Source organism: Kitasatospora sp. NPDC001225 (assembly GCF_053597855.1).
Genome location: NZ_JBSFJC010000130.1, coordinates 1 through 22,488, shown reverse-complemented (window position 1 = coordinate 22,488; position 22,488 = coordinate 1). Strand labels below are relative to the sequence as shown.

The 22,488-nt window shown below is 73.8% G+C and carries 19 protein-coding genes and 1 pseudogene; 4 read left to right on the top strand and 16 right to left on the bottom strand.

What is annotated here, in order from left to right:
- The 6 genes and pseudogenes from ACWDCZ_RS31810 to ACWDCZ_RS31785 all read right to left on the bottom strand — a co-directional run.
- Positions 1 to 699, bottom strand: a 699-nt coding sequence (locus ACWDCZ_RS31810) for a DUF6099 family protein (RefSeq protein ID WP_449817638.1), incomplete at its 3' end; no start/stop codon positions are given.
- 299 nt (positions 700 to 998) lie between these two features.
- A pseudogene (locus ACWDCZ_RS31805) lies at positions 999 to 1,304 on the bottom strand (nucleotide pyrophosphohydrolase); the annotation flags it as partial.
- A gap of 32 nt (positions 1,305 to 1,336) precedes the next feature.
- Entirely contained in the window at positions 1,337 to 2,761 is a 1,425-nt protein-coding gene (locus ACWDCZ_RS31800) for an AAA family ATPase (protein WP_449817637.1), read from the bottom strand.
- A gap of 145 nt (positions 2,762 to 2,906) precedes the next feature.
- Positions 2,907 to 3,743 (bottom strand): putative RNA methyltransferase, encoded by an 837-nt coding sequence (locus tag ACWDCZ_RS31795; protein WP_375877225.1) that lies wholly within the window; start codon positions 3,741 to 3,743, stop codon positions 2,907 to 2,909.
- A 101-nt stretch (positions 3,744 to 3,844) separates the two neighbouring features.
- Complete coding sequence (locus tag ACWDCZ_RS31790; protein ID WP_449817636.1) at positions 3,845 to 4,666, bottom strand: ATP-grasp domain-containing protein; 822 nt, start codon at positions 4,664 to 4,666, stop codon at positions 3,845 to 3,847.
- Positions 4,663 to 5,568, bottom strand: coding sequence for an ATP-grasp domain-containing protein (locus ACWDCZ_RS31785; RefSeq protein ID WP_449817635.1), 906 nt, complete (start codon positions 5,566 to 5,568; stop codon positions 4,663 to 4,665). The genes ACWDCZ_RS31790 and ACWDCZ_RS31785 overlap by 4 nt, the downstream gene beginning before the upstream one ends.
- 227 nt (positions 5,569 to 5,795) lie before the next feature.
- Here ACWDCZ_RS31785 and ACWDCZ_RS31780 point away from each other — a divergent pair, with 227 nt between their 5' ends.
- Positions 5,796 to 6,668 carry a GNAT family N-acetyltransferase gene (locus ACWDCZ_RS31780; RefSeq protein ID WP_449817634.1) on the top strand — a complete coding sequence of 291 codons (873 nt, stop codon included), beginning with the start codon at positions 5,796 to 5,798 and terminating at the stop codon, positions 6,666 to 6,668.
- A gap of 57 nt (positions 6,669 to 6,725) precedes the next feature.
- Here ACWDCZ_RS31780 and ACWDCZ_RS31775 read toward each other — a convergent pair whose 3' ends face one another.
- From ACWDCZ_RS31775 to ACWDCZ_RS31760, 4 genes are all read right to left on the bottom strand, one after another.
- Positions 6,726 to 7,154 (bottom strand): hypothetical protein, encoded by a 429-nt coding sequence (locus tag ACWDCZ_RS31775; protein ID WP_049659745.1) that lies wholly within the window; start codon positions 7,152 to 7,154, stop codon positions 6,726 to 6,728.
- Complete coding sequence (locus ACWDCZ_RS31770; protein ID WP_049659744.1) at positions 7,151 to 7,387, bottom strand: toxin-antitoxin system HicB family antitoxin; 237 nt, start codon at positions 7,385 to 7,387, stop codon at positions 7,151 to 7,153. The genes ACWDCZ_RS31775 and ACWDCZ_RS31770 overlap by 4 nt, the downstream gene beginning before the upstream one ends.
- Before the next feature lie 214 nt (positions 7,388 to 7,601).
- Positions 7,602 to 10,244, bottom strand: a complete 2,643-nt coding sequence (locus tag ACWDCZ_RS31765; protein ID WP_449817633.1) for a collagenase — start codon at positions 10,242 to 10,244, stop codon at positions 7,602 to 7,604.
- 157 nt (positions 10,245 to 10,401) lie between these two features.
- The gene (locus ACWDCZ_RS31760) at positions 10,402 to 11,352 is read right to left on the bottom strand and encodes a LysR family transcriptional regulator (protein ID WP_049659995.1); all 951 of its coding nucleotides are present in this window, start codon (positions 11,350 to 11,352) and stop codon (positions 10,402 to 10,404) included.
- Positions 11,353 to 11,752: 400 nt separating this feature from the next.
- On the opposite strand from ACWDCZ_RS31760, the gene ACWDCZ_RS31755 reads away from it, so the two are divergent.
- The gene (locus tag ACWDCZ_RS31755; RefSeq protein ID WP_143204452.1) at positions 11,753 to 11,947 is read left to right on the top strand and encodes a hypothetical protein; all 195 of its coding nucleotides are present in this window, start codon (positions 11,753 to 11,755) and stop codon (positions 11,945 to 11,947) included.
- 76 nt (positions 11,948 to 12,023) lie between these two features.
- Here the strand turns inward: ACWDCZ_RS31755 and ACWDCZ_RS31750 are convergent, their stop codons facing one another.
- Positions 12,024 to 13,373, bottom strand: coding sequence for a class I SAM-dependent RNA methyltransferase (locus ACWDCZ_RS31750; RefSeq protein ID WP_375877235.1), 1,350 nt, complete (start codon positions 13,371 to 13,373; stop codon positions 12,024 to 12,026).
- A gap of 428 nt (positions 13,374 to 13,801) precedes the next feature.
- Positions 13,802 to 15,877, bottom strand: a complete 2,076-nt coding sequence (locus tag ACWDCZ_RS31745; RefSeq protein WP_049657522.1) for an APC family permease — start codon at positions 15,875 to 15,877, stop codon at positions 13,802 to 13,804.
- Positions 15,878 to 16,125: 248 nt separating this feature from the next.
- On the opposite strand from ACWDCZ_RS31745, the gene ACWDCZ_RS31740 reads away from it, so the two are divergent.
- Positions 16,126 to 16,794: a potassium channel family protein gene (locus ACWDCZ_RS31740; protein WP_049657525.1), complete on the top strand. Its 669-nt coding sequence runs from the start codon at positions 16,126 to 16,128 to the stop codon at positions 16,792 to 16,794.
- The gene (locus ACWDCZ_RS31735; protein ID WP_049657526.1) at positions 16,794 to 17,465 is read left to right on the top strand and encodes a potassium channel family protein; all 672 of its coding nucleotides are present in this window, start codon (positions 16,794 to 16,796) and stop codon (positions 17,463 to 17,465) included. The genes ACWDCZ_RS31740 and ACWDCZ_RS31735 overlap by 1 nt, the downstream gene beginning before the upstream one ends.
- Before the next feature lie 83 nt (positions 17,466 to 17,548).
- Here the strand turns inward: ACWDCZ_RS31735 and ACWDCZ_RS31730 are convergent, their stop codons facing one another.
- The 4 genes from ACWDCZ_RS31730 to ACWDCZ_RS31715 form a co-directional block, all read right to left on the bottom strand.
- Positions 17,549 to 18,274: a DUF3159 domain-containing protein gene (locus tag ACWDCZ_RS31730; protein ID WP_234348601.1), complete on the bottom strand. Its 726-nt coding sequence runs from the start codon at positions 18,272 to 18,274 to the stop codon at positions 17,549 to 17,551.
- A 2-nt stretch (positions 18,275 to 18,276) separates the two neighbouring features.
- Complete coding sequence (locus tag ACWDCZ_RS31725) at positions 18,277 to 18,684, bottom strand: OB-fold nucleic acid binding domain-containing protein (protein ID WP_049657528.1); 408 nt, start codon at positions 18,682 to 18,684, stop codon at positions 18,277 to 18,279.
- A 65-nt stretch (positions 18,685 to 18,749) separates the two neighbouring features.
- Positions 18,750 to 19,430: a response regulator gene (locus ACWDCZ_RS31720; RefSeq protein ID WP_049657530.1), complete on the bottom strand. Its 681-nt coding sequence runs from the start codon at positions 19,428 to 19,430 to the stop codon at positions 18,750 to 18,752.
- 152 nt (positions 19,431 to 19,582) lie between these two features.
- Positions 19,583 to 22,174, bottom strand: a complete 2,592-nt coding sequence (locus ACWDCZ_RS31715; RefSeq protein WP_449817632.1) for an ATP-binding protein — start codon at positions 22,172 to 22,174, stop codon at positions 19,583 to 19,585.
- Positions 22,175 to 22,488: the final 314 nt, after the last annotated feature.

The window sequence follows — 22,488 nt, the reverse complement described above, 5'->3', positions numbered from 1 at the left end:
GGCCAGGGCGGGCGCGGCACCGAAGCCCGGCAGCGGCGCGCAGGCCGTACCGAGGGCCGCGCCGAGCAGGATCGCCGGGAAGATCGGGCCGCCGCCGGAGGGCGGGCTGCCGCTCGCCGCACCGCCACCGTCACCGCCCGGCGGACCGGTCTCGCCCGGAGGGCCGAGCCGGACCACCAGCAACGGCGCCCCGCCACCCGCCCGCTCGCGTTCCCGCTCCGCACCGCCGAGCGCGGCGGGCTCCGCCGCCCCGGCCCGGAGCGCCGCCGCACGCAGCCGTACCGTCAGGTCCTTGCACTCCGAGACCGCGTCCACGCCGTCGATGCACGTCCAGTAGAGGCTCTCGGTGTCCGCCCCGCAGGCCAGCACCACCAGCGTCTCGCCGACCTCCTGGAGCAGCCCGTCCAGCGCCCCCAGGGCCGGTGCCAAGTCCCCCAGGTCGGTGAGCCGCGCGGCCCGGCCGCCGCTCACCAGGGCGGCCCGGACGACGGAGCGGTCCAGGCAGACCGCCGCGTGCGCCCCGGCCTCGGACAGCTGCTGCCCCAACCCGGTGAACTCCTCGTCCTCCGACTCCGCCAGCCTGGCGCCCACCGCCTCGGTGAGCAGCGCGGCCTGCCGCGCCTCGGCCAGCACGTCCGGTACGTGCCTGGCCTCGGCCAGGGCGTACCGGGCCGTCTTGATCAGTCGCAGCGCCTCCATGGCCACCGCTCCTCCCGCTCGCTGTCGCCGTCGACCCGGGCCGCCGGGAGGGGCGGTCCGCGTGGTGACGGCTGGTCACGGCGAAAGCGTGCGAGGAAGTGCGCGAGCGCGCATCCACGTTGTCAGAAGCTGTGGACAAGTCCGGGGTTGTGGATAACTTTCGTCCCTCACACGGGTTGGTCGTCCACGTCCGGGTTGACGGAGGTCGCCCTCTCGGGCGCGCGGGCCACGCTCCCGGCGGCCTCACCCGCCCCTGGGTCGGCACCGCCCGCGTCCTGGCCGGCGGCGCCCTCGTCCGTCGGCACCGGGAAGCGGAGCTCGTTCCGCTCGATCTTGGCCGCCAGGGCCTCCAGCGGATCCACCCCGACCGCCGTGCAGAACTGCAGCAGGTACGCCAGCACGTCCGCGACCTCGTCGTGCACGCGGTGCGCGCGCTCCGGGTCGGACATCACCGTGGCCGCCTGCTCGGGCGTCAGCCACTGGAAGATCTCCAGCAGCTCCCCCGCCTCCACGCTCAGCGCCGCCGCCAGGTTCTTCGGGGTGTGGAAGGGCTCCCACCGCCGGGCCGACGCGAAGTCCACCAACCGCTGCCGCAGGACATCCACCGTGGGCTCTGCCGGCCCCGTCACTCGTTCGCTCACCCCTCCAGGTCTACCGCATCCCGGCCCGCCGCCCCACCGCCCACCGAGGACACCCCGCCGCCGCCCGCGAATCCGGCCACCCCCGCCGACCCCGCCGGCTCCTCCGACCCGCCCGCTTCCGCCTCCAGGCCGACCGCCTCCCCGGCCGCTTCCCCGTCCACCGCACCAGCCGCGCCTCCGGCCGCCTCCCCGCGCCCGCCCTGGACCGGCACCCGCGCCGTCTCCGGCCGCAGCACCGTGAACCCCGAGTCCGGGTCCCGCCGGCACTCGACCAGCACCACCCCGCCCCCGGGCCCGCAACCCAGCACCTCCCGCGCCGCCGCCGGCTCCTGCAGGGCCGCGACCACCCGCAGCTGGCTGCGCTCCGCCATCTCCCGCGCCAGCCGCAGCAGCGTGCCGGTCTGCTCGGCGGAGAGCCCCGCCCCCAGGTCCTCGGCCAGCACGGTGAGCTGCCGGTGCGCCCAGGGCACCTCGGCGGCAACGTCGAGGTCGAGCACCCCGGCCCCGGTCAGCAGCACCGCGGCGAAGGCGAGGTGGCGCAGCATGCCGTCGGAGGCCTGGTCGGCCCCGGTGCGTCCGAGGACGCCCTCGTCGAAGACGGCGAGGACCCGCTTCACGCCCGCGCTCTCGCGCTCGGCCAGGGTGAGCCCGAGCAGCGGGTGCGGCGCGGCGGCCTGCACGGCGCGCAGCAGCTGCCCGTACCGGCGCGGGCACTCGTTGCTCAGCCGGGCGACGACGGCGGAGATGTTGGCGGCGTTGCTGCGCAGCCGGGCCTGCGGGTCGGCCCGGGCCCAGCCGCGCATCAGCGCGGGGACGGGGTGCAGCGGGAAGACCTCGCGCAGCGCGGTGAGCAGGTCCTCGGTGGCCGCGAGGACGAGGCACTCCCCGGCCGAGGAGCCCGCGACCCGCAGCGGCAGCTGTGCGGTGATCATCGTGCCGCTGGGGAACGGTGCCCGGATGTCGCCCTGGCGGGTGTCGTTGTGCCAGCAGACGTTGACCCGCCGGTTGCGGACGTCCTGCTCGCCGGTGTCCATCAGGGTCCGGCCGTCGAGGGTGAGCGACTCCCGGGCGATCCGGACCGGGCCGTCGGTGCGGACCACCACGTCGAGCCGGATCAGGCCGTGCGGCGAGCGGACGGTGCAGCCGAGGTTGATCGCGTGCCGCCCGTGCGGGACGCACCCGTCGAGGCCGCCTCGGACGGGTGCGGCGAGCGGGCCGGTGCGCTCGGGCAGTCCGTCCAACGAGTCGGCGATCTCCTCGCCGAGGGCGAGCCGGGACAGCACGGCCAGCGCGTCGAGGGCGTTGGACTTGCCGACGCCGGCGGGCCCGTGCAGCACGGTGAGGGGCGCGAGCGGCAGCACCGCGCGCCGGTAGGACTTGAACGAGGTGAGTCGGAGCTCCTCGACGGTGGGTCGCGGCACGGGCGGCCGGTCGGGCCCCGGGGCGCCCGGTCGGAGGTGGGACGGCCCTGCGGGCACGGTGGCGTCGCGGTTCACCTGTCGGACGTTAGCCGCAGGCCGACCGGCAGAAACGTGCCTGCGCGGCAGATTCATCCCAACGTGGGGCTCAGCGCCGGTACGCGGCCACCGTCACCGAGGCCGTCACCTCGACCGGCTCCGGCAGTTCCGCGAGCGCGGCGGCGAGCCGTTCCGGGTCGGTGTGCCAGGCGCTCGGCCCCATGCCGACGACGGTGCGCACGTCCTGCGGGCCGAGCCGCAGGGTGAACTCGACCTCGCGCCGCCCGGCGGGCTCCAGGTACGGCCCGAGCTTCTCGTCGATCCGCCGCTGCTTCTCCTCGTCCACCGACAACAGCCCCAGCGCGCCGACGAGTTCACGCAGGTGGCGGGCGGTCGGCGAGACCAGCAGCAGAGTGCCGCCGGGGCGCAGCACCCGGCGGATCTCCGGCCCGTTGCGCGGTGCGAAGACGTTGAGCATCAGCTCGGCCGAGGCGTCCCGCAGCGGCAGCGGGCGCCAGGCGTCGCACACCACGGCGCCGATCCGGGGGTGCGCCTTGGCGGCCCGGCGCAGCGCGAACTTGGAGATGTCCAGGGCCGCGCCGACCGTGCCGGGCAGGGCGTCCAGGACGTGCGCCAGGTAGTGGCCGGTGCCGGCACCGAGGTCGGCGACCAGGCCGTCGGACGCACCGGCGACGGCGGCGGCGGCCTCCGCCAGCGCCTCGGCGATCGGCCGGTAGTGCCCGGCGGCGAGGAAGTCCGCGCGGGCCGCGACCATCTCGGCGGTGTCCCCGGTGCCGGTGTGGGCGTCGCCGGCGAGGAGACTGACGTAGCCCTGCTTGGCGAGGTCGAAGCTGTGCCCGGCCGGGCAGCGCAGGCTGCGGTCGTGCCGGGTGAGGGCCTGCGCGCAGTGCGGGCAGGCCAGGTAGCGCTCGATGTCCTGGAGCAAGGTTCCGTCTTCTCTCGCCGTACGCCCCGGCCGGTCGGGGCGCCAGCCAGCCTAACGACCCCGGCGGGCCGGACGCCCCAGGCCATCGGCCCGGGTCGGCTCTACCCCGCGTCCCTCCCGGGCCCCGGCCCGGGCCCCGCGAGCGCCCGCCCCCGCTCCGCCCCGACCCGCAGCGCCAGCGCCACGAGCGCCTCCGGCGCGCCGGCCCGGCCCCGGACCCCCGGGAAGGCGTTGACGTCCACGATGACCGGCTCGGCGGGCCCGTCGAGCAGGTCGACCCCGTACACCTCGAGCCCGAACACCTCGCCCACACGCAGCGCGAGCGCCGCCCGCCCGGCGGACGGCTCCCAGTCCTCGGCCCGCCCCGACTTCCCCGTGCCGGTGGCGAGTTCGGACTGCCGCCGGGCCGCGAACACCTGCCCGTCGACGACCCACAGCTTCTGGTCCCAGCCGGTCCCCGGGACGAACGGCTGGGTGACGACCGGCTCCCCGGGCCAGCGCTCGGCGAGTTCGCGCAGCCGGTCCGGCCCGTCCACCCGGGCGACCAGGTCGTGCCGCCTGCTGTGCCGGCTCTTGACCACGAACGGGTAGGCCGGGTCGGCGAGTTCACCCAGCAGGCCGACCGCGTCGGTGGCCGCGAAGGGCAGCCCGGCGGCGCGGGCGAGGTCCGCCATCCGCACCCGGTCCTGGCACCGCCCGGTGGCCGCCGCCGAGTTGACCACCGGCGCGCCCCGCCGCTCCAACTCCCCCGCCAGCGCCAGCGCCTGCGGCGTACGGGCCTTGAGCAGGTAGACGTCCGCGAGCCCGGTCACGGGCCCCGCGGGCGGGACGGCCGCGACCTCGTGCCCCCGGCGCACCAGCAGTTCGGCGGCCACCGCCAGCACCGGGTGCCCCGGGTCGCCGGTGATCAGCCCGACCTTCACATCAACTCCCCCTCACCGAAGCCCCGTTGGCCGTACGGGTCGCCGCCCGCGGGCACCAGTTCGGCGGGCCCGGCGGGCAGCGACACGGCCGTGCCGCTGCGCGCGAGCCGCAGCACCGCCCGGGCGACCCGGGCCACCGCGTCCGGCACCTGCCGGAAGCTCGGGAAGTCGTTGACGTCCACCACCACCGGTCCGTCCGGCCCCAGCAGCACGTCCACCCCGTACAGGTCCAGCCCGAACACCTCGCCGACCTGCGCCACGATCCGCGCGACGCTCCCCGGCAGCGGCACCTGCCGCTCGCGCACGCCCTGCCCGGGGTGCAGCGGGGAGGAACGTTCCGTCGCGAAGAGCTCGCCGTCGACGCAGTACACCTTGAGGTCGGTCCCGGAGTTGGGCACGTACGGCTGCGCGATCAGCAGCCCCTCCCCCGCCAGCTCCGGACCCACCTCCAGCAGCTGCTCGGGGCTGCGCACCAGCCGCACGGCGCGCCCGGAGCTGCCGTCGGCGGGCTTGACCACCAGCGGGTACTCGGCGGCCGGGATCTCCGCCAGCCGCTCCCAGCGCGCGGCCGCGTACGTCACCGGGACGGGCAGGCCGCGGGTGCGGCCGATGACCGCGGCCAGCGCCTTGTCCCGGACCCCCCGGATCGAGCGCACGTCGTTCACCGTGGTGAGGCCGACGGCGGCGGCCGACTCCAGCAGGGTCAGTCCGGGGCCGCCGGACACGGTCTTGAGCACCCAGGCGTCGTGGCTGCCGGCCCGGACCTCCTCGGAGATCGCCAGCAGCGAGTCCCCGGGGCGCAGCACGTCCACCCGGTGCCCCCACGCGGTGAGTTGGCGTGCCACGTCGAGCGGCATGCCGTCGTGCCGGTAGTGTTCCTCCACCAGAAAGCAGAGCCTCATCGGCCTGTCTTCCCCCTTGCCTCGCCTCGTGCAGACGTCCGCCGTCCCCCTCGGCAGAGCTGTAAAGGCTTCAGCATGCACGCCGCGGCCGCACAAGATCGCTGCGGGCGGGTAAGCGTTCGGCAACAATCGGCCCCCGGAACGGCGACGCGCGGGCGGCGCCGAGCCCGGAGGAGCCACGGTCCGCCCCGACAAACCGGTGGCGCCCCTCCCCCGCCCCTGCTTGGATGCACGCCGTGACCCCTGATGATCATGCCCACGACCGCCCCCTGCTCGACGAGATCGAGCGCTACTACGACGCCGTGCCCCGCAGCGCCGCCCGCACCGAGGACTTCGGGCCGCTGACCCTGTTCCTCCGCGACGGGGCCGGCTGGCCCTACTACGCCCGCCCGACCCTCGGCCACACCGGCCCCGCCGCCACCGCCGAGGACGTCCGCCGGGTGCTGGAGCGGCAGCGGGAGGCGGGCGCGCCGGAGGCCTTCGAGTGGGTGGCCGAGCAGAACCCGGAGCTGCGCGCGGCGGTCGAGGCTGCGGGCCTGACGGTGCACGAGCACCCGCTGCTGGTGCTGGGCCCGCAGGACGAAGCGGCCCCGGCGCCCGAGCTGCCGGAGCGGGTGGAGGTCCGGGTGCTGGCGCCGGACGCCCCGGAGCTGGCGGCCGCCGTCGCCGTCCCGCACCTGGCCTTCGCCGAGCCGGGCACCGCCGTCGGCCCGGCCGGCGCGGCCGAACTCGCCGAACGCGCGGCGACGTTGGCGGCCGACGGCACGGCGGAGCGGATCGCCCGGCGGATCGCCACCGGCACCACCGTGCTGGCCGCGGCCGTCGAGGACGGCACGGTCCTGTGCGCGGGCCAGCACAACCCGGTGGGCCCGGTCACCGAGGTGGCCGGGGTGGGCACGCTCCCGTCCGCGCGCCGTCGCGGGCTGGGCCTGGCGGTCACCGCGGCCCTGGTCGAGCACGCCCGGGCGAACGGGGTGCGGACGGTGTTCCTGTCCGCCGCCGACGAGGACGTCGCCCGGATCTACCGCCGGGCCGGCTTCCGCACCTTCGCGACGGCCCTGATCGCGGAGCCCGCCGCCCAGCAGGAGCCCCCCGCGTAACAGGCCGCCCACCGACCCCAGCCCGGAAGGCCCCGACAGGGACGGGGACGGCGCCGGTCAGTCGTCGTCCTCGTCCTCCTCGTCCGCCCCGCTGACCTCCTCCCCCTCCGCCTCGTCCACCACCCAGGCCGCGAGCCGCTCGGCGACGCCCGACACCCCGAGCCGCCCCTCGCGGATGGCCCGGGAGAGGCTGCGCACCTCGCGGGCGGTGGTGGCGACGGTGCAGCCGCTGGCGACGAGGTAGGCGTAGGCGACGGCGGTCGCGAAGAGTTCGTTGGTCTTCTCCAGTGCCGGCACCCGGATCAGCTGGTGCATCAGCGCGGCGGCGCGGTCCTGTGGTTCGGGGTAGACCGAGATGTCGAATATCTCGGCCTGGTGGCGGGTGACCGCCGCGAGCAGCGAGCCGTAGTCGGTGACCTGCGGATCACCGGGCGTGTACTGCTCGGCGGTCATGAGCAGCCACGAGAGGTCGACCTCCAGCTTCAACGGCGCACGTCCTGGAGGTCGCCGGGCTCCCCGAACTCGGCGAGGAAGGCCGACTCGTACTCCTTCATGAACTGCGCGGCCGCGTCCACGAAGGCCCGCCCTGACTCGCCCATGTCCTGTTGGACCAGGCGCTCGATGTACTGGTTCATGGAGATCCCCTGCTGCTCCGCCCGTTCCCGGGCCATCTCGGCGGTCGTGGCGTCGACCCGCACGTTCAGCTGCTTCTTACCCATGCCGTTCAAGCTAGCGCTCAAGTGCTAGCACAACAAGGGCGTGCGCACACCGCCCGCACACCTGCCGCACGCCCCCGCGCAACCCGGCCGTCACCGCGGCGCCGGACGGCAGCCACCGGAACGCCGGACGGGCCGCCGACGAGGCGCCGGAACACCGGACGGCCGGGCCCGCGGCTGGCTGCCACGGACCCGGCCCGCGCCGGAAGGGGACGGATCAGAACTGGGTGCTGACGGTCACCCCGCTGAAGTCGCTCTTCGCGTAGAGGCTCACGTAGCGGTAGCCCGCCGTCGGGTTGGTCACCGTGATGCTCTGGGTGGTGCCCGCGTTGGTGGAGGCGGCGGTGTAGGCGCTCGGCGAGGCCCAGGTGCTGTCGCTGTAGTACAGGTACGCGGTGCCGGTGCCCCCGGAGGTGGTGATCTTCAGGGTGCTGGTGCCGGCCGGCAGGTAGACGTACAGGTAGTCCAGGTTGCCGGCGGTGGCCGACAGGTTGGCGCGCGAGCAGTTCTTGCCGAGCGCGTCGGTGCGCGGGTCGGTGCAGGCCGGCGGGGTGGTCGGGCCACCGCCGCCGCCCGTGGTCACGGCGACGGAGGCCGGGGTGCTGGCGGTCCTGCCGGTGTCGTCGGTGACGGTCAGCGCGACGGTGTAGGTGCCGGCGGCCGCATAGGTGTGGGTCGGGTTCTGCTGGTCGGAGGAGCTGCCGTCGCCGAAGGTCCAGTGCCAGGCGGTGAGCCGGCCGGCGCCGGTCTGGACGGACTTGTCGGTCAGCGTGACGGTCGCGCCGGAGACCGACTGGCCGAACAGCGCGGTCGGGCCGGCCGCCAGGCAGGCACCGCCGGCGCAGGTGTCGAGCCAGGCGTCGAAGTCGGCGTCGTAGCGGGTGCCGATGCCGTTGTAGACCGCGTAGCCGCCCTGGTAGTCGCCGGTGCGGAAGTGGGCGAGCATGGCGTCGATGTCCGCCGGGTGCTTCTCGAACATGTACCGGACGGCCAGGTAGCCCCACGGGTAGGTGCGCACGGTGTCCGAGTTGCCGTACGTGTTCTGGAAGAGGGTGCTCAGCTTGTAGGTGTGCTTGGCGGCCTCGGCCATCGCCTGGGTGTCGGTGGTGCCGCGGTAGGCGTAGGACTCGTACTCGGCGACGCCCTCGATCCACCAGATGTCCGGGACGGAGATCTCGGTGGAGAAGTTGCCCTTGAGGTCGTAGATGTTGTCCAGGTAGTGGGTGTACTCGTGGTTGAGGTTCCACACGTTGGCGGTGAAGCCGTCGTTCCAGGACTTCTGGTACATCACGCACACGGCCCGGTTGTTCGGGTCGGTCGGGTCCATGACGGTCTGTCCGCCGTTGTCGGTGGAGTTGTTGAAGATCGCCCAGGAGTAGGTCAGGTAGTCCGCCTGGTTGGCGAAGACCGCGAGGGTGAGCTCCTTGTCGTACTGACCGGGGATCGGACCGTTGTCCTTCACCAGCTTGTGGAAGAAGGTGTCCTCGCCGCGCAGGCTGGCGCAGACCGCGGCCAGGTCGGCGGGCGACAGGACCTCGGTCTGGATGGTGCGGTTGTCGCACACCAGCTGGTTCGGCAGCACCGCGGCGGTCAGCTTCGCCGGCAGGTCGCAGATGCCGTAGTACGAGCACTGGCCGGGGTCGAAGCTGTTGGCCTGGTAGGCGGTGTGGACGTACAGCGGGCCGGTGGCGCCGGTGATCTGCGCGCCGTCGAGGACCGCCTTGACCTTGCCCTTGACCGCGGCCTCGACCACCGGGCCGTCGCCGGCCATCCGGCCGAGGTCGTTGCCCGCGTTGACGTCCAGGTAGGCGTTGGCCGTGCCGAGGAGGTCCTTGTGGTTCAGCGCGAAGTCGCCGAGGGTGGCGCCGATGCTCGGGTCGGCGCCGACCGCGCTGACGAAGTCGGGGTTCCAGTTGCCCCGCCACAGCGGCGCGGAGAGCACCGCGTTGACCGCCTTGAGCATCTTCGGGAAGGCGTTGTACGAGTTGTCGTACGCCGTCAGCACCTGCTTGTAGACGCCCAGGTAGCTGCCCTGGAGGTTGGCGCTGTCGGTGAGCACCAGCACCTCGTTGAGCACGGTGCCGTTGGCGTCGCTGACGTCGGTGCGGTGCGGGGCGGCGAAGAACGCGTCGAGGGCGGCCTTGGAGCCGCTGGTCAGGGCCGCGCCGTACGGGCCCACCGCGTCCGCGTTGTTCGACTGCACGAACCAGCCGGCCCGCTGGAAGAGCACGAGCTGCAGGATGGCGGTCGAGTTGTCGCCGGTGTAGCCGGCCGCCATGGTCCGGAAGGCGTCGGCGACGGTGAGCATCTTCGATTCCTTGAAGATGCCGCCCGCGTCGGCGCCGGTGACGTTGAACAGCGTGTTGACGCAGTCCGTGGTCGAGCCCTCGATGAAGGAGACCAGGTCGGCGCCGCTGCGGCTGCCGAAGTCGGCCGGGGTGCAGCTCTGCGCGGCGGCGGCTCCGGCGGCTCCGCGGGCGGCGAGGGCCGGCTTGGCCGGGGGCGCCTTCGGCTCGGCCGGGCGCGGAGCGGTCTGCACGACGGTGTCGGCCGGCTGGCCCATCACGACCTGGCCGAGCAGCGCCGGGGGCAGCGGCTTGGCGACGGGGGCGAGGTCCTCGGCGGCACGGGCCTGGGCGGCCGGGTCGACGGTGAGGAAGGCGCCGAGCGGCTTCGGCTGGACGGAGCCCGGGTCGGCCGTCGGAGCACCGGCCGCGGGCCGGGCGGGAGCGGCGGAAGCACCGGAGGCGGCCGAGGCGGCGGAGGCGGCTGACGCCGTGGCCGGCAGCAGCGTGGCGGCGGCGCAGCAGCCGGCCACGAGGCCGGCCAGCAGGGTGGGGAGGGGTATCCGTGGGCGCACTGGTGGGGTCCTTCTCCTGTGGGGGAGGCGCTGGGAGGACTGCCGAGACGTTGGGGGAACGCGTCATGATCCTGCCAGCGACGGAAGGTCAGAACAATGTCACAGGTCATATGACATTTCCCGGCCCGGCCATAACACGGACCCCCGCCCACTGCCGCTACGACCGGTACGTCCGCGCGGCCCACGCCTGGAAGCTCGGCGCGGCCGCGATCAGGTCCCGGTACGCCGCGGCGGCCGCCCCGAACAGCGTCTCCACCACCTCCCCGCCCACCCCGGCCGGCCGCCAGACCAGCAGCTGCCGGACCCAGATCGGCGTCCCCGCCAGCGGCTTGACCACCACCTCCGCGAGCGGCCGGGTGGTGGCCTGGACGACGGAGATGCCGAGCCCGGCGGCGATCATCTCCTGGAGCTCCAGCCGGCCGCCGAGGAACTCGTGCACGGTCGCCGGGGCGAACCCCGCCGCGGCGCAGGCCCCGTGGAAGACGCCGTGCCAGCCGGCCCCGTCGTCGGGGGTCAGGAACCACTCCTCCTCCGCGAGGTCCGCCAGGGCCACCTCGGTGCGGTGCCGCAGCCGGTGGCCGGCCGGCAGCGCGACGAAGACCGGCTCGGTGACGATGCCGCGGTGCGCGACGGACGGCGAGTGGCACAGCTCCCGGCCCGGGTAGTCCACGGCCACCGCGACGTCCGCCTCGCCCCGCTCCAGCAGCTCGACGATGTCCGAGGAGCGGTAGACCGACGTCACGGTGAAGCGCTGCCCGGGCCGCTGGTGCCGGGCCCTGGTGACCAGCCCGGGCAGGATCGGGGCGTTGGTGGCCGCCAGCCGCAGCTCGCGCGGGGCGGGCCCGGCCGAAGCCTCCGCGCGGCGGCCCAGGCAGTCGGCGCGGGTGAGCAGTTCCCGGGCGGCGGCCAGCACCTCCACCCCGAAGCCGGTCGGCGCGACACCGGCGGCGGTGCGTTCGAACAGCGGGGCGCCCAGGTGGCGTTCGATCCGGCGCAGCTGGGTGCTGGTCGCCGGCTGCGAGGCGCCGAGCAGGGCGGCGGCCCGGCCGACGCTCCCGGTGTCGGCGATGGCGCACACCACGCGCAGGTGCCGCAGCTCCAACTCCATGACGCTCCCCCTCACGCATCGGCCGGCCCCGGCCGACGGCGCGGGGCGGCTGCCGCCAAGGGCGGTGCAACAGCACACATCACATGTCAGCTGCTCACCTTCGCCCCGGCGATTTGCCTCGTCAAGCCCCCTCCCGGGACCCGACGGCACTCCGCGCACCATCTTTTACCCGCGCATTGCCGACGCCTGACCTTCCGCCCTGCTCCGGTCGCGTCCACACCTGTCCTCCGCCCCGCTCCGGACCCGCCCGCACCTGCCCTCCGCCCCGCTCCGGGCCCCGCCCACCACCGCCGTGCCGCCACCAGGCGGAGCGGGACTTGAAGACCGACCCACCGTCCGGGACGCTGAAAACCCCCCTGCGTTCCCCCGAGCGGGCACCGACCGGTGCGGAGGCCGACCGATGACAGCCATGTTCGATCAGGAGCTGCGCGAGCAGCTCGCCCAGGCCCGCCGGGACCTCGCGGCGGCCCGGGCCGAAGGGGACGCCGACGGCGTCCAGGCGTACGAGGGCCGGGTCGCCTCGCTCCTGCGGCTCGCCGCCCAGCACGGCATCGACCTCCCGCACAGCGTCGACGAGGAGGAGCACAACGAGTAGCCGGCCCCCGGACGCGGCGGAGGCGGCCACCCCGAACGGGTGACCGCCTCCTGCCGTGCCTTCCCGGCGCCCGGGATCACTCCCCGGCCGGCTCCAGGATCGCCACGCACTCGAAGTGGTGCGTCATCGGGAACAGGTCGAAGGCCCGCAGCGACACCGGCCGGTAGCCGCCCTCGCGGAAGAACTTCAGGTCCCGGGCGAGCGCCGCCGGGTCGCAGGCCACGTACGCGATCCGGCGCGCCTCCAGGCCGACCAGGTGGGCGACGGTCTCGCGGCCGGCGCCCGAGCGCGGCGGGTCCAGCACGATCAGGTCGGTGGCGGTGATGCCGGTGCGCGGCAGCAGCGTCTCGACCCGGTCGCACTCGATCTGAACGTTGTCCAGCGCGGCCAGGTTGTGCCGGGCGTCGACCACGGCCTGCTTGGCGGACTCGATGCCGAGCACCGCGCCGTCCTCGCCGACCCGGTCGGCCAGCGCGCCCGCGAACAGGCCGACTCCGCAGTACAGGTCGAGCGCGCTCTCGCCCCACTGCGGGTCCAGCCCGTCCAGCACCGCGTCGACCAGGGTGTCCGGCGCCTCCGGGTGGATCTGCCAGAAGCCGCCGTCGCTGATCCGCCAGGTCCGCCCGGCGGCCCGCTCGCGGACGAAGCCGCGCCCGTGCACCTTGTGCACGTCGCCCTGCTCGTCCACCCGGGCGATCGACACCGGCTTGTCCAGCTCGACCAGCGGCAGCTGGGCACCGTCGCGCGGGGTGAGCACCACCTGGCGGTCGGAGGAGCCGGTCGCGGCGATCACCTCGACGCTCGCCACGCCCGGCCAGTCCCGGGTCTCGACGCCCAGCTCGGTGACGCCCTCGGCGGCGATCAGGCAGCGGTCCACCGGCTGCACCTCGTGCGAGCGGTACTTGCGCAGGCCGACCTTCCCGGTCTCGGCGTCCACCGTGTACTGCACCCGGGTGCGCCAGGCCGGCACCTGCCCGGCCGGCAGCTTGCCGCCGACCGGCTCGACGCTGCCGTCCCAGCCGGCCTCGGCCGGGGTGAGCCCGGCCAGCTTGGCCAGCTGCTCGGTCAGCACCGCCGCCTTGAGCTTGCGCTGCCCGCCGGGGGTGACGTGCTGCCAGTCGCAGCCGCCGCACTTGCCCGGACCGGCGAACGGGCACGGCGCCTCGATCCGGTCCTTGGAGGGCTCCAGCACCTCCACCGCGTCGGCCCGCAGGAACCGCGAGGTGGTGGTCCCGTCGGTCACCAGCGCGACGACCCTCTCACCGGGCAGCGCGTGCCGCACGAACAGCACCCGGCCCTCGTGCCGGGCCACGCAGTGCCCGCCGCCGTGCGCGACCGGGCCGACCTCGACCTCGTAGCGCTGCCCGACCAGCGGCTCCCCGGACGGCGCCTCGGGCCGCGAGGGCCGCGCGGCGGCGGTGCGCAGCGCCTTGGGCGGCCGCACCGCCTGCTTGCGCGGCGCCTTCCGCTCGGCCCCGGCGGCGCCCTTCGGCGCACCCTGGCCGGCGCCCTGGCCGGCGTCCTTGCCCGCACCCTTGGGCGCGTCCTTGGGCGCGTCCTTGCCGGAGCCCTTGGCGGAGCCCTTGGCGGAGCCCTTGGCCGTGGAGCCCTTGCCCGCGGCACCCTTCGCCGCGGAGCCCTTCCCGGCCACCGGCTCGGCGGGCCCCCGGTCCTCCCGCTCGCCCGGGACGAACGGCGCGGTGCTCGCGGTGAGGCCGTCGCGGTCGGTGGCCTCCGGACGGGACGGCCGGCCCCAACGCGGCCGGGAGACCTGACCGGGCTTGGAGCCGCCCCGGCGGGCGCCCTTGCCGGAGGCGCCGGAGGAGCCCGAGGAACGGGGCGGAGTGTTGCGGGTCACTGGGAGGAGTCCTTGCTGCGGTCGGGGCTGTCACCGGCGTTCGTACCGGTGGAGACGGAATCCTTCGACTTTACGGCCTTCGGCGCCCGAGGCTCGCCACGCCGGACGGCGCCCGGCGCCGACCAGGCCTTCTGCGGCTTGCGCCGCTCGGAGGACTCCAGCTGCCACGGTACCGAGGTGACCATCACACCGGGCTTGAACAGCAGCCGCCCCTTGAGCCGCAGCGCGCTCTGGTTGTGCAGCAGGTGCTCGTACCAGTGGCCGACCACGTACTCCGGGATGTAGACCGAGACCACGTCCCGCGGGCTGCTGCGCCGCAGGTTCTTCACGTAGTCCAGGACCGGCCCGGTGATCTCGCGGTACGGCGAGTCCAGCACCTTGAGCGGCACCTCGATGCCGCGCTCGTCCCACTCCCGCCGCAGCGCCGCGGTGTCCGCCGGGTCGACGTTGACCGTGACCGCCTCCAGCGTGTGGGCCCGGGCCAGCCGGGCGTACGCCAGGGCGCGCAGCGCCGGCTTGTGCAGCTTGGAGACCAGCACGATGGCGTGCACCCGGGTGGGCAGCACCACGTCGTCCGGCTCCTCGGCGGCGATGAGCTCGTCGGAGACCCGGTCGTAGTGGCGCCGGATGCCCTTCATCATCACGAACAGCACGGCCATCGCGGCGATCGCGATCCAGGCGTGGCCGATCTTGGTGACCAGTACGACGATCAGCACGGCCATGGTCATCACCAGGCCGAAGGCGTTGATCGCCCGGCTGCGCTGCATGTGGCGGCGCTTGGCCGGGTCGGTCTCGGTGCGCAGCAGCCGGGTCCAGTGCCGGATCATGCCGGACTGGCTCATGTTGAAGGCGACGAAGACGCCGACGATGTAGAGCTGGATCAGCCGGGTCGGGTCGGCGTCGAAGGCGAGGATCAGCAGGATCGCGGCGATCGCCAGCAGGATGATGCCGTTGGAGAAGGCCAGCCGGTCGCCGCGGGTGTGCAGCTGGCGCGGCAGGTAGCGGTCCTGGGCGAGGATCGAGCCGAGCACCGGGAAGCCGTTGAAGGCGGTGTTGGCGGCGAGCACCAGGATCAGGCCGGTGACGCCGGCGACGAAGTAGAAGCCGGGCGTGAAGTTGTTGAACACGGCCTCGCTGATCTGCGCCAGCGCGGTCTTCTGGTGGTAGCCGGGCGAGGAGCCGACGAGCTGCTCGGCCGGGTTCTCGGCCATCTGGACACCGGTCAGCCGGGCCAGCCAGATGATGCCCATGAACATCACGACGGCGATGCTCGCCATCATCAGCAGCGTGGTGGCGGCGTTCTTGCTCTTCGGCTTGCGGAAGGCCGGCACGCCGTTGGAGATCGCCTCCACACCGGTCAGCGCGGCACAGCCGGAGGAGAAGGACTTCAGCAGCAGGAACACCATCGCGAAGCCGGTCAGCGAGTCGTTGCCGGGGGTGGCGGCGAGGTGGAACCCGGAGCTCTCCGCGGGCATGTCCTGGCCGAGCGCGAAGTGCCGGAAGACGCCGTAGCCGACCATCCCGATCACGCCGACCATGAAGGCGTAGGTGGGAACGGCGAAGGCGCTTCCGGACTCGCGCACACCGCGCAGGTTCATGCCCATCAGCAGGACGACCACGACCACCGACAGGACCGCCTCGTGACCGCGCAGCGAGGGCACCGCGGACACGACGTTGGCGACGCCCGAGGTGGTCGACACGGCCACGGTGAGCACGTAGTCGACCATCAGCGCGCTGGCGACCACCAGACCGGCGGCCGGCCCGTGGTTGACGGTCGCGACCTCGTAGTCGCCGCCGCCGCTGGGGTAGGCGTGGACGTTCTGCCGGTACGAGGCGACCACGGCGAGCATCACGATCGCCACGACGACGCCGATCTGCCAGGAGAAGTGGATCGCCGAGGCGCCCGCGATGGAGAGGGTGAGCAGGATCTCCTCGGGGGCGTACGCGACCGAGGAGAGCGCGTCCGAGGCGAACACGGGCAGCGCGAGCCGCTTGGGCAGAAGCGTCTCGCCCAGCTTGTCGCTGCGTAGGGCGCGCCCGATCAGGATGCGTTTCGGAAGGTCAGTCGGCATAGGCACGTTAAGGAATCGTAGGGGCTCCCCGGTCAAGGCTCCGCCGTTTGTCCCCCCCTTCGTCGCGACTGCGTTCGGTGGACCGGCTAGCGTGTCGGATACGAGTCGGCGGGCAACACTCTGGTTGTCGAGCGTTGCCGGGTCGGCGCCCCCACGAGGAACCTCGTCCCGGACGACCGGGCGGGAAACGGAGCTGAACGGTGTTTGCGCAGGTCAAGACCCCTTCGGGACGGGTGAGGTAAGCGCCGGTGCACATCGTCATCATGGGCTGCGGCCGCGTGGGCTCCGCCCTCGCCAGAGCCCTGGAGAAACAGGGCCACTCGGTGGCCGTGGTCGACCAGGACCCGACCGCGTTCCGTCGGCTGGGCGCCGGCTTCAACGGGCGCCGGGTGACCGGCGTCGGCTTCGACCAGGACACCCTGCGCGAGGCGGGCATCGAGGAGGCCGGCGCCTTCGCCGCGGTCTCCAGCGGTGACAACTCCAACATCATCGCCGCGCGGGTGGCCCGGGAGAACTTCGGCGTCGAGAACGTCGCCGCCCGGATCTACGACCCCCGCCGCGCCGAGGTGTACCAGCGCCTGGGCATCCCCACCGTGGCGACGGTCCGCTGGACCGCCGACCAGATGCTGCGCCGACTGCTGCCGAGCGGCGCCGAGCCGCTGTGGCAGGACCCGAGCGGTGGCGTCCAGCTCGCCGAGGTCGCGTACGACCCGCGCTGGATCGGCCACCGGATCGGCGAGCTGGAGGAGGCCTCCGGCACCCGGGTGGCGTTCGTCACCCGGCTCGGCGAGGGGGTGCTCCCCTCGCCGCAGATGGTGGTGCAGGAGGGCGACCTGGTGCACGTGATGCTGCGCCGGGCCGACCTGACGGCCGTCGAGGCCGCGTTCGCGCAGGGGCCGAAGGAGGAGGGTCACTGATGCGGGTCGCCATTGCCGGGGCCGGAGCCGTGGGCCGCTCGATCGCGGGCGAGCTGCTGGAGAACGGCCACGAGGTCCTGCTGATAGACAAGAACCCGAACTCCATCTCGGTGGAGCGGGTCCCGATGGCGGAGTGGCTGCTGGCCGACGCCTGCGAGATCACCTCGCTGGACGAGGCCGCGCTCCAGCGCTGCCACGTGGTGATCGCCGCGACCGGTGACGACAAGGTCAACCTGGTCGTCTCGCTGCTCGCCAAGACCGAGTACGCGGTGCCGCGGGTGGTCGCCCGGGTGAACAACCCCAAGAACGAGTGGCTCTTCAACGAGTCCTGGGGCGTGGACGTCGCTGTCTCCACCCCGCGGCTGATGTCCGCGCTGGTCGAGGAGGCGGTCAGCGTCGGCGACCTGGTCCGCCTGATGCGCTTCAGCCAGGGCAATGCCAACCTGGTCGAGCTGACCCTGGCCTCCGACACCGAGCTGGTCGGCACCCGGGTCGGCGACGTGGCCTGGCCGCAGGACACCGCGCTGGTGACCATCATCCGCGAGGGCCGGGTGCTGGTGCCGGGCAAGGACGACACCCTGGAGGGCGGCGACGAACTGCTCTTCGTCGCCGCGCAGGAGCGCGAGGAGGAGCTGGAAGAGCTCCTCTCGGCCATCTCGGGCGCCCAGTAGCCCCGGAGCGCGCGACACGGAGAAGGGCCCGCACCCCTCGGGGTACGGGCCCTTCTCCGTCGTTCGGGACGGGCGGGAGGCGGCTACTTCGCCGGCTCCTCCTCCTCGTCCAGCTGCGCCTTGATCGGCGGCGGCGCCTTCAGCAGGATCTGCCAGGTCACGTACATCGCCAGCAGCAGCGGCGGGATGCCGAGGGCGACCTTCAGCCAGCCCAGCAGGTTGACGTTGTGGGTGAAGTACAGCGGGAAGAGGATCACCGGCTTGGCGCCCATGATCAGCACCCAGGCCCAGGTCGCCTTGGTGTAGGCGGCCAGCCGGCCCGGGTTCTCCTTGCGCCAGGTGAACATCTCGCCGGTGATCGGGCCGAGCATCACCCCGATCATCGGCCAGCGCGCCAGGGCGGAGGTCGCCAGGGCGACGCAGTAGCCGACGTTCCAGAGCAGGCCGGGCAGGTAGAAGTCCTCGGCCTTGCCGCTCTTCATCGAGATCCAGGCGCCGAGCGCGACCCCGAACACCCCGCTGAAGGCGTGCTGGATGGTCTGCCGCTTCGCCAGCCGGGCCACCACGAACAGGGCGCTCAGGCCCAGCGCGGCCCAGGCCGAGGTGCTGACCTGGTGGGTCAGGTTGTACGTGACGATGAAGACCAGGCCGGGCAGCGTCATGTCGATCATGCCGCGCACGCCGCCGAAGGCCTGGAGCACGGTGTCGGCCGCCTCCTTGGAGGCGGCCCTGCGGGCGGCCTCCGCGTCCGCGGGGTCGACCGCCAGGTCGAGCTGGGCGGCGGCCTCGCCGCCGGGCTGGTTGCTCACGCTCATTCGCTCCCGTGTCCGACCGGACGCAGCTCATAGCGGGGGTTGAACAGCACGCGGCGCCCGCGTGCGTGACTGATCCGGCCGCTGGCGACCAGCCGGCGGCCGGGCTCTATCCCGGCGATCGAGCGGCGGCCGAGCCAGACCACGTCCAGCGCCTCGGTACCGTCGAAGAGTTCGGCCTCCAGGGCGGGCACCCCCGCCCTCGGGCGGAGCGTCACCGTGCGCAGCGTGCCCGCGACGGTGACCAGCTCGCGGTCCCCGCAGCCGGCGATCGGCGTGCAGCCGGACTCCGCGGCGATCTCCTGACGCAGCTCCTCGGCGTCCAGTTCCTCGGCCGAGGAGGTCAGCCGGCTGAGCATGCGGCGGAACCGCCCCTGCGGCGGGCCGCTGCTGTTGTCACCACTCATGTCGGAAGGGTACCGGGTTCCGGCCCCCCGGCGGCAGGCCGCGCGGCCGCCGGGGGCGGTCGCGGTCAGCTCTCGAAGCGGTACCCCATGCCCGGTTCGGTGATGAAGTGGCGCGGGTGCGAGGGGTCGCGCTCCAGCTTGCGGCGGAGCTGGGCGAGGTAGACCCGCAGGTAGTTGGTCTCGGTGCGGTAGGCCGGGCCCCAGACCTCCTGGAGCAGCTGGGTCTGGCTGACCAGCCGCCCGGCATTGCGGACCAGTACCTCCAGCAGGTGCCACTCGGTCGGCGTGAGGCGTACGTCGGCGCCGTCCCGGTTGACCTTCTTGGCCGCGAGGTCGACGGTGAAGGACTCGGTGACGACCAGCGAGTCGGCCTCCCCGGCCACCGGCTCGGCCCGCCGCACGGCGGCCCGCATCCGGGCGAGCAGCTCGTCCATGCCGAACGGCTTGGTGACGTAGTCGTCGGCGCCCGCGTCCAGCGCCTCGACCTTCTCGTCCGAGGCGTGCCGGGCCGACAGCACGATGATCGGCACCCGGGTCCAGCCGCGCAGGCCGCGGATCACCTCGACCCCGTCCATGTCGGGCAGGCCCAGGTCGAGGACGACCACGTCCGGATGGCGGGCCGCGGCCAGCTCCAGGGCGCTCGCGCCGTCATGGGCCGCGTCCACCTCGTACTTGCGGGCCTTGAGGTTGATCACCAGCGCGCGGACGATCTGCGGTTCGTCGTCCACGACGAGGACCCGGGTCATTTACGGGCTCCGCCTTTCAGGGCTGTCTGACTTACGGACTGGGGACTGCTCTACGACGTTCGGTGCGACGTGCGACGTGCTGTGCGGCGTACGGCCCGGGAGGCGCGGCGGCCCCCGGAGGAGCGACGGCCCGGCCGGTGCGCCGCCGGTTCTCAGGTGATCAGGTCCGGGAGCGGGCCGCCACCCTCGCCGCCCCGCTCCCCCGGTTCGGGCGGCCGTTCGACCACGGGCAGGCTGACGACCATGGTGAGTCCGCCGCCCGGGGTGTCCTCGGCGGTGACGGTACCGTCCATCGCCTCGACGAAGCCGCGCGCCACCGCGAGTCCGAGGCCCACCCCGGCTCCGCGCGGCGCGTCCCCGTAGCGCTGGAACGGCGCGAAGATCCGCTCCTTGGCGTCCTCGGGCACCCCGGGGCCGCGGTCCACGATCCGCAGCTCGACCCGGGCCGGCCGCCCCGGCTGCCGCAGCTCGTCGGCCTTGACCAGCACCCTGACCCCGTCCGGGCTGTACTTGACGGCGTTCTCCACCAGGTTGGCCAGCGAGCGCTCCAACAGCCCGCCGTCGGCCCGGACCATCGGCAGCGTCTCCGGGACCTCCAGCCGGACGGACTCCAGCGGCACCCCGCCAAGCGCGAACGGCACCACCTCGTCCAGGTCGGTCTCCTGGATCAGCGGGGTGACGGTCCCGGTCTGCAGGCGGCTCATGTCGAGCAGGTTGTTGATCAGGTGGTCCAGCCGGTCGGCCCCGGCCTCGATGCCGGCCAGCAGCTCGGCCTCGTCCTCCGGGGCCCAGTCGACGTCGGCCGAGCGCAGCGAGCTCACCGAGGCCTTGATGCCCGCCAACGGGGTGCGCAGGTCGTGCGAGACGGCGGCCAGCAGAGCCGTCCGGATCCGGTTGCCCTCGGCCTCCCGGCGGGCCTCGGCGGCCTCCCGGGCCAGCCGCCGGCGCTCCAGCACCACGGCGGCCTGGGCGGCGAACGCCCCGAGCAGGCGCCGGTCCGCCCCGGGCAGCACCCGGCCGCGCAGCACCAGCGCCAGGCTGTCGCCGACCGGGACGTCCACGTCGGCCTCCTCCGGCCGCTCCGGCGGGCGCGGGCCGGCGGTCGCCACCGGTGCCCAGGCGGAGAGCGGGTCGGGCCGTTCCAGCAGCGCGGCGCTCTCCTGCCCGAAGGTCTCCCGGACCTGCTCCATCAGCGCGGTCAGCACCCCGTCGCCGTTGGGCGCGCCGCGCAGCACCGTGCCGGCCAGCGCGCTGAGCGTCTGCGCCTCGGTCTGGCTGCGGGCGGCCTGCTGGGTGCGCCGGGCCGCGAGGTCCACCACCGACGCCACCGATATGCCGACGATGGTGAATATCGCCACCGCCATGATGTTCTGCGGCTCGTTGATGGTGAAGGTGTGCAGCGGCGGGGTGAAGTAGTAGTTCAGGACCGAGGAGGCGACCAGCGCCGACCCGATCGCCGGCAGCAGCCCGCCGACCAGCGCCGCGCACACCGTCAGCGACAGGAACAGCAGCATGTCGGTGGAGAGCCCCAGCCCGCCGATCGCGGTCAGCACGATCGCCAGCAGCGGCGGCCCGACCAGTCCGACCAGCCAGCCGCCGACCGTCCTGGTGCGGCCCAGGTCGGTGATCCGGCGGACCGGTATCTTGCCGCGCCGCCCGTGCCCGGCGTGCTCGTGGGTGACCATGTGGACGTCGATGTCCCCGGCCTCCCGGGTCACGATGGTGCCGACGCCCGGCCCGTACAGGTACTGCCAGCCGGGCCGCCGGCTGGTGCCCAGCACGATCTGGGTGGCGTTCACGCCCCGGGCGAAGTCCAGCAGCCCGCCGGCCGGGTCGTCGCCGAGGACGGCGTGGAAGGAGCCGCCGAGGCTCTCCACCAGCGCGCGCTGCTCGATCAGCGTCTGCGGCGAGCCGGAGCCCACCAGCCCGTCCGAGCGGGAGATGTGCACGGCGAGCAGCTCGCCGCCGGAGACCCTGGCGGCGATCCGTGCCGCCCGGCGGATCAGCGTCGCCCCCTCGGGCCCGCCGGTCAGGCCCACCACGATCCGCTCCCTGGCCTGCCAGGTGCCCTCGATGCCCTGCTCGGCCCGGTACTTCTGGAGGTACTCGTCCACCCGGTCCGCGGTCCACAGCAGCGCCAGCTCGCGCAGCGCGGTCAGGTTGCCCGGGCGGAAGTAGTTGGCGAGGGCGGCGTCGATCTTCTCCGGCGCGTACACGTTGCCGTGCGCCAGCCGGCGCCGCAGCGCCTGCGGGGACATGTCCACCAGCTCGATCTGGTCCGCCCGCCGGACCACCTCGTCCGGGACGGCCTCGCGCTGGCGCACCCCGGTGATGCCCTCGACGGCGTCGCCCAGCGACTCCAGGTGCTGCACGTTGACGGTGGAGATCACGTCGATCCCGGCCGCCAGCAGCTCCTCGACGTCCTGCCAGCGCTTCTCGTTGCGGCAGCCGGGGACGTTGGTGTGGGCCAGCTCGTCCACCAGGGCCACCTGCGGGCGGCGCGCCAGGACGGCGTCCAGGTCCATCTCGGAGAACCGGGCACCGCGGTGCACCACCTGCTGCCGCAGCACGACCTCCAGCCCCGCGACCATGTCCGCGGTCCGCCGGCGGCCGTGGTCCTCCACGAACGCGACCACCACGTCCGTGCCCCGCTCCTGCCGCCGGTGCGCCTCGGCGAGCATGGCGTACGTCTTGCCGACCCCGGGGGCCGCCCCGAGGTAGATGCGCAGCCTGCCTCGTCCCATGAGCACCATTCTTGATCCGACCCGGCCCGGAGAACACCCCCGGACACCTGTTCCCCCTGCCTTCGAGACTACGGCGTGCGACGCGATTTTCCGCTGATCAGTGCGCTGATCAGGCGGTTTTAGCGGCATATTGACGGTGGACCAGCCACTCGGCGGGGGTCGTTCGGGAGGAGTCCGGAGGGGTCGGGGTGCGGTGGTGTCCGACATCGGCCCGGAAATGCGAAGAACCCCCATCCGGGACCCGGATGGGGGTTCTTCTGAAGAATTGTTCGGCGGCGTCCTACTCTCCCACAGGGTCCCCCCTGCAGTACCAT